A 6445-nucleotide genomic window follows, 5' to 3' on the forward strand; every position below is an offset into this window, starting at 1 on the left:
CCCCCATGGCCAGCCAGCTGCGCAGCCGCTCCTCCTGGCCCGCGGCGATGGCTCCCGCAATGGCGCCGGCCCCGCCCAGATCGGTCTCCATCGCCTCGGCCAGCTGGGCACTGATCAGGTGGCCCAGGGCGTAACTGGGGAAATAACCAAACAGGCCTTCTGCCCAATGAATATCTTGCAGACACCCCTCGGAGTCAGTCTGCGGCTGGATTCCCAGCAGCTCCTGCATCCGCTGGTTCCACTGCTGGGGGAGGTCCTCCACGGGCATGTCCTGCTCGAGTAGGGCCAGCTCCAGCTCAAAGCGCAGCACGATGTGGAGGCAGTAGCTGAGCTCGTCGGCCTCCACCCTGATCAGGCCGGGAGCAAGTGGGTTGAGGCTGCGCCAGAAGCCCCGGGCCCCTCCCCAGGGATCGGCACCTAGACCAGCCTGGAAACGGGGCTGCCAGCGCTCGGCGAAGGCCTGGCTGCGGGCGACGCGGCACTCCCAAAAGAGCGACTGGGATTCATGCACCCCCATCGAGGTGGCCTCCCCCAGCGGCCAGGGGAAAAAATGGTCATCGCCGCGGGGCAGGCCCTGCTCATAGAGCGAATGGCCCCACTCGTGCGCAGTGGCCAGGAAGGCCGAGAGCGGCTGGCCTGGCACCACCCGGGTGGTGATGCGGAAGTCCTGGGGACCCAGGGTGCAGGAGAAGGGGTGGGCGGAGCGGGCACGCTGGCAGCGCTGCGGGTCGTAGCCCCAGCTGTCGAGGAGTTCGGCGCAGAGCTGCTCCTGCAGGGCCTCGGGCAGATCGGCGGCTGGCTGGGGGTTGCCCATGGCAGCCACCTGCTCCAGCAGCACCGGCAGCTCTGCTTTCAGGGGTGCAAACAGCTGCTCCAGCCTGGTTTTGCTGATGTCTGGCTCAAAGGGTTGGGCCAGGATTTCCCAGGGGCTGCGGGCCATTGGTTCGGCGGACACCAGCTGGCTGGCCTGCTGGCGGCGCAGGGCAATCAGCTCCTGCAGGGCCGGGGCAAAGGCCGAAAAATCGTTGCGGGCGCGGGCGTCTTGCCAGATGGCATTGCCGCGGGACTGGGCCTTGGCCAGGGCCTGGACTAGCTGGGGGTCAAGACTGCGCTGGCGCTCCAGCTCCAGGCGCAGCAGCTCAAGGTTGCGGCGCCGCTCGGGCGGAGCATCGGCCCCTAGCTCGGCCTCGAGCTCGGCCTCGGCAGCGGCAAGGAGATCGCCAAATTCCGCGCTGCTCTGGCGCTCGTGCAGCTGGCCAGCCAGTAGCTCCAGCTGATCCCCCCGCCAGGCGGCACCGGCCGCCGGCATCACCGTGTTCTGGTCGTAGTAGAGGGCGCTGCTGATCGAACCCAGCAGGCGGGTGTGGTGCAGGTGCTGGTGAAGCTGGGCGAAGGCTGAACCAGCTGCGGACATGGGGGGAGGTTTGCTGGAATCAATCATCGGGGCGTCCGGCGCTGAAGCGGCCGATCAGCACGCCCAGGGCCACGCCCACCACGGCCCCCTGGAGCTGCCAAATTTCGCGGCGAAAGCGCCAGGGCATCGCGCCGAGTTGCACCCCGATCGTCAGGGCCAGCATCACTGCCAGCCCCAGGCCAATGGGATTGGCTGATTTCCTGATCCAGCGGGCCGATCGGCGGGTGGCCGGCGGTGGCTGATCGCCCTGTTCTTCGATCAGTTGTTGCAACCGTTGCTGGAGCTCAGCTTCACCCGATTCAGGGGGTAATGACATCGACGGTCTGCAGAGCTCAGGCTGGGGGATCGAGGAATCAGGGCAGTGGTCAGGCTCCCCCGATCGCCTTATTGATCTGACCGTAGCAATTCCAGCCCGGCGGTAGCTTTCAATGCCGCGGGGCTTGGAACTAGTAAGAAATGATTTAAGGGTGTGGGGCTGAGCAGGTTCCCAGCTGCTGACGAGCTCGCTGCAGCAACAGCGGTAGCCGCTCGGCCAGCGTTGCCGCCCGTTCGTGGTTGGCCATGAAATGGTCGAGCTCCTTTTCCATTTGCTTGATGTAGCGATTCAGCATCGCGACGTGATCACGTTCCTGAGCCAGCTGTTCTTCCAGCTGCGCGCAACGCTTTTCCAGCTCCTGCAGGCCAGCTTCTCCTGCTCCATCGCTGCACCACAGCAGCGAGCTTCACACCAATGGCATCGGCCCAATGCTCGGCATCGAGCCAGGCAATTAACAGGCCAGGACGGCACTCCAGTAGGGCGCGATTGGCCAGCTCCCGATAACCCTCCGAGCCGGCCTGCGGACCTGCGTTCGGCGCGTCTCCACCGAATCGGGGTAATCCCAGTCTTCCTCCCCAGAGCTCAGGCGGCAGCTCCTTGGCCAGCAGGGCCGCCCCGCCCTTGCAGATATTTACCAGTCGCACCTGGTTGCGCCAGCGACGCTTGAGCAGGGCCGCCCGACTGAAATCCGCCTGCCACTGGGGTAACCCCATCACTCCTGCTTGGTCCACAGGTGGACTAAGGTGTTGGTCGCTGGAGTTGAGCTCCGTGGATGAACGTGTTGTGAACGTGCATGAGGCCAAAACCCACTTCTCAAGGCTGATCGATGCCGCCCATGACGGTGAAACGATCCTGGTGGCCAAAGGCGGCAAGCCCTGGGCTCGCCTGGTGCCTCTCGAGCTGTCTCACCCCCGCCGCCAGGCCGGGGTGCTGGCTACCAGCGTGACTTTGCCGCCTCCGGAGGTGATGTTGGAGGCCCTGCCGGATGAGGAGCTTGACGCCCTGGAGCAGCTCCTGCTCTGACCAGACACGTGATGACCCAGCTCCTGCTCGATACCCACGCCCTGCTCTGGTGGCTGGCTGAACCAGATCGCCTCTCGCCTGCGGCACATGCCGCCATCAGCGAACCTGCCAATGCGGTGCATGTGAGCGCCGCCTCCGGCTGGGAGATCGCTACCAAAGTGCGCCTGGGCAAGCTGCCTGGCGTGGGCGATCTCGTTAAGACCCTGCCCCAGCACTTGAGGGCCCAGAGCTTTGATCTGCTGCCAATCACGCTGCAACAGGGCCTCCATGCCGGTAGCTACCCCATGGCTCACCGCGACCCCTTTGATCGCCTGCTGGCCGCCCAGGCCGAGCTCTCCCTGCTCACGCTTGTGACCCTGGACTCCGCCCTGCAAGCCTTCCCTTGTCGGCTGTTCTGGTAACCCCCAGCAGGGTTTCCACCTAGGCGGGACGGAAGTAGCGCGGGTGTTGCGGCCAGGCCGGTATTTGGTTTCCACTTTTCCGTTTGCCCATGGCTGCTACGAAACGATCGTCAAGGCCCGTCATCGCCATGGGGGCTACTCCGTGGCTCCTTAGCAGGGCAGCCTTCTATATCAGATACCGGCTTGGGATTTGCTCGATCAGTCCCTAGCCGCAGGTCTAAATGATCGCGTCATTCACTGGATCGCAGCGCCAAATTACGGAGTTCTGGGCAACGAAATTCCCGCAGTAATGGGGCCCTTGGCTGGCAAGGCCTAACCCCGGGTACCGCGCGGCCTTGCTCCCCTCCCGCGCCTATGTCATTGATTATGTACACCAGTACAAAATCAATGACAGCACCGAAGAGCCTCCCTAGGTGGAGCTTGGCGTCTTGGCAGGGGCTGGGGTTTGACGGCAAAGCCCTGCTGGGAGCGGGAGCTTTCACCTATCTGCCGGCAGCGTTGTTGGCCTGATTGCTCTTTTCTCCTCCTATGACCACGTCAGCCCTCCCCCGGCGCGATATCTAGCAGCTGTAGACGCAGTCGGCCGTAGGCCAAAGCAAGGCAGAGTGCAGATCGAGAAAGGAACAGAGCGGATTGAGAAAGAGCTCGCGTGGCTCAGCTGGATGCACTCAGAAATCGACTTGATCGAGGCCAACTTACCGTCTAAGCGCACAACCGCTGGAACTACAGCGACTGCTGAGCCTGTTCAACAGTCCAGCTCCTCGTGCCATGGGTTGATGATCGCCACCCCCGTGGGCGTGAAGTGCCGCAGGTTGCGTGTCACCACCGTGAGGCCCCGCTCGAGCGCCGTGGCAGCAATCAGCAGGTCTGCCCCGTCGTGGCCGATCTCGGCAGAAAGCAGGCCCCAGCGGCGCACCACCCCCACATCCACCGGCAGCAGCCGATCGCCATACAACCGCAACAGCTGATCTAGCCATCCGGCCAGCTGCTGGGCAAAGCCGGCATCGCTGGTGCGCTTGCGGGCAATGCCCCGTTCGATCTCGCCGATGCTCACCACACTCAGAAAACAATCCTCCGGGCGCTGGCTGCTGATCCAGGCCACCACCCCCGGATCCCGCCTGCGCAGCCGCAGCTCCGAGAGCACCATTGTGTCAATGAGAAAAATCAATCAGGAACACGGGAACTCCCTCGGCGTGAGCGGCATCCGCTCGAAACCCTCGTCGTCCTGCGGCATCTGCAGCAACAGTTCGTTCAGCGATGGCGCATTGGCCACATCGAGGCGCTGCAGCCGCTGGTAGTCCTCGGCCGAGAGCACCACGCTCACCCATTTGCCGCGGCGCGTCACCATCTGCGGCTCGCCCCGGGCGGCCGCATCCACCACCGCACTGAAGCGGTTCTTGGCGTCCTGCAGGGTCCAGGTGGCATCCATGATTCTGGTGGCTAGCTGATCTGGCTAGCTTAGTGGCCGCGCTGGGCCGCCTTAACCATGGCCAGCGATCAAGACTGACCCTAGGCTGCTAGCAACCAGCAAGCAGGAAGCTGTCATGACGCGCACCCTCTATATCCGTCACGTCCCAGACGATGTAGCCGAACGCCTGGAACGGCTTGCCAACCGCGCGGGATTGCCGTTAAGCACCTTCGCGTTGCAGGAGCTCAGCGAATCAGCCCGCCGTGCTGACAACGCCGAGCTGCTCCAAGCGTTGCCCTCGGTTGAGATCGACCCCGCCGAGCTGCTCGAGGTCTTACGCCAAAGCCGCGCTGAACACTGATGCTGGTGGTGGATGCCTCGGTTCTGGTGGATGCGCTGTTGATCGATGGCCCTGCTCGTGCCCGGCTTGCGGATGCCAATCTCCAGGCACCAGACCTGATTGATGCCGAGCTGCTCTCGGTGCTGCGCCGCCTGGTGATAGCTGGTCGACTGCCTGAGCAGCACGCCCTGCGAGCTTTAATCACCAGCCAGCAGCTCGGCCTGCGTCGACATGTCAGCCGCCACATATGGCCGCGAGCATGGGAACTGCGTACCAATCTCACCGCTTACGACGCGCTCTACGTCGCCCTAGCCGAACAGCTAGGTGCCACCCTGCTCACCGCCGACGCCCGTGCGGCACGGGCTCCCGGCCTGCTTTGCCCCGTGGAAGTGATGACCCTGCTGATGCGACCGGAGGCTGATTGAGAACAGCCCAGGACTCAGGTTTATCCAGCGAGAACAGATTGGCCTGGAATTCGGGCTGATCATGCCAGCATTACTTTCATGCGACCACAGCAAGGCTATTTGAAGCAAGCAGACTGCTGCGGTTGGGGTGATGATGAAAGCCAAGCCCCTCAGCACGCGTTGCTGTTACCTGGTCTTCCACGTACAGCCAATCGCACACTTTCTGGCGGTCGCCATAGAGGGGATAGGCTCTTCGGGGAATTGCCAGGGGCCGTAGCTGTGGTGCCCAGTCCCCATCGCCTCGCCTCGCCCCCATCCAGCCGCCACGGTTGAGTTTGGTCTCGTGAGTTGGGTCTCGAGTGCCTAAATAAACGCAATGAGCTGGGATTGGGCAGAGGTGACTCATTCGGCTAGTGTCTAGTGCCACCCTGCCAAAAAGCTGGGATCCTTCAACCGGCCAAAAGACCAACTTGGCCTATGGCAAGTAGGCCTCCAATCGCAATCAAGGTGATTGCGGCTGCCTTAGTAAGGGATGGGGGCAGTTTCTTCAGGAGCAGGCAGGTGCCAGCGCACACCAGGGCGGAACTGAGCAGGGCGCCACTCCACCAAATCAAGGTATTGCCCTCTTGCGGAGCCTCCAGGCCGTGGAGCATGGCGTGAATGGCAACCCCTGAGCCAACTACTGCGCCAACCACTGCGCCCCTGATGCTGATCGACCCATTGGCGTCGGCCGTCCTGACGGCCTTGCTTGCCAGCAGGCTCAAACCAGCCACCGCAGAAATGGAAAGAGCCGCCATAACTTCAGCAGAAGGAAGATTCAAGCCAGCCAGACCGATGGCGGCACCCAGCACTGCCCCAGCCAGCGCCCAGACCAACAGGCGGGCAGAGATCAGGGAGGCGGCGGTGCCCACGGCCATCAACATGAACAGGTGATCGAGGCCGAGCAAGGGGTGGGTCAAGCCACCGATGGCCCCACCAGCGGCGGCGCCATGGGCAAGGACGGGACTTGTGCCCAGCAGCATGACTGCACCTGCTGCGGTGGCGATCAGGGGGGCGGTGAAGCGTTTCATGGGTTGTCTCGGTCCGCGCCGAGGACGATGGTGAGCAGATGACGGTGAGTGTTCTGGCTCAGGGGGCAA

General features: G+C 63.5%; 10 protein-coding genes. 4 read left to right on the top strand and 6 right to left on the bottom strand.

Annotated features, from left to right (window positions below; all coding sequences use genetic code 11):
* The 3 genes from KBZ15_RS15950 to KBZ15_RS15960 all read right to left on the bottom strand — a co-directional run.
* On the bottom strand, positions 1-1414 hold a 1414-nt coding region (locus KBZ15_RS15950), incomplete at its 3' end, for a carboxypeptidase M32 (RefSeq protein WP_255016184.1).
* 19 nt (positions 1415-1433) lie between these two features.
* Positions 1434-1730 carry a hypothetical protein gene (locus tag KBZ15_RS15955; RefSeq protein WP_255016185.1) on the bottom strand — a complete coding sequence of 99 codons (297 nt, stop codon included), beginning with the start codon at positions 1728-1730 and terminating at the stop codon, positions 1434-1436.
* 305 nt (positions 1731-2035) lie between these two features.
* On the bottom strand, positions 2036-2443 hold the full coding sequence (locus tag KBZ15_RS15960) for a hypothetical protein (protein WP_255016186.1): 408 nt from the start codon (positions 2441-2443) through the stop codon (positions 2036-2038).
* Between the two features lie 55 nt (positions 2444-2498).
* On the opposite strand from KBZ15_RS15960, the gene KBZ15_RS15965 reads away from it, so the two are divergent.
* Together KBZ15_RS15965 and KBZ15_RS15970 are read left to right on the top strand one after the other, a co-directional pair.
* On the top strand, positions 2499-2753 hold the full coding sequence (locus tag KBZ15_RS15965) for a type II toxin-antitoxin system Phd/YefM family antitoxin (RefSeq protein ID WP_255016187.1): 255 nt from the start codon (positions 2499-2501) through the stop codon (positions 2751-2753).
* An 11-nt stretch (positions 2754-2764) separates the two neighbouring features.
* The gene (locus tag KBZ15_RS15970) at positions 2765-3154 is read left to right on the top strand and encodes a type II toxin-antitoxin system VapC family toxin (protein WP_255016188.1); all 390 of its coding nucleotides are present in this window, start codon (positions 2765-2767) and stop codon (positions 3152-3154) included.
* Positions 3155-3899: 745 nt separating this feature from the next.
* Here KBZ15_RS15970 and KBZ15_RS15975 read toward each other — a convergent pair.
* Both KBZ15_RS15975 and KBZ15_RS15980 read right to left on the bottom strand, forming a co-directional pair.
* On the bottom strand, positions 3900-4301 hold the full coding sequence (locus KBZ15_RS15975; protein ID WP_255016189.1) for a type II toxin-antitoxin system VapC family toxin: 402 nt from the start codon (positions 4299-4301) through the stop codon (positions 3900-3902).
* A 21-nt stretch (positions 4302-4322) separates the two neighbouring features.
* Positions 4323-4583, bottom strand: a complete 261-nt coding sequence (locus tag KBZ15_RS15980; RefSeq protein ID WP_255016190.1) for a type II toxin-antitoxin system Phd/YefM family antitoxin — start codon at positions 4581-4583, stop codon at positions 4323-4325.
* Positions 4584-4698: 115 nt separating this feature from the next.
* On the opposite strand from KBZ15_RS15980, the gene KBZ15_RS15985 reads away from it, so the two are divergent.
* Positions 4699-4923, top strand: coding sequence for a hypothetical protein (locus tag KBZ15_RS15985; protein WP_255016191.1), 225 nt, complete (start codon positions 4699-4701; stop codon positions 4921-4923).
* Complete coding sequence (locus tag KBZ15_RS15990; protein ID WP_255016192.1) at positions 4923-5327, top strand: type II toxin-antitoxin system VapC family toxin; 405 nt, start codon at positions 4923-4925, stop codon at positions 5325-5327. Before KBZ15_RS15985 ends, KBZ15_RS15990 begins: the two co-directional genes overlap by 1 nt.
* 428 nt (positions 5328-5755) lie before the next feature.
* Here KBZ15_RS15990 and KBZ15_RS15995 read toward each other — a convergent pair whose 3' ends face one another.
* Positions 5756-6376, bottom strand: a complete 621-nt coding sequence (locus KBZ15_RS15995; protein ID WP_255016193.1) for a HupE/UreJ family protein — start codon at positions 6374-6376, stop codon at positions 5756-5758.
* Positions 6377-6445 lie beyond the last annotated feature (69 nt).

The sequence above is a fragment of the Cyanobium sp. BA20m-p-22 genome (assembly GCF_024346275.1).
Lineage (GTDB): Bacteria > Cyanobacteriota > Cyanobacteriia > PCC-6307 > Cyanobiaceae > Cyanobium_A.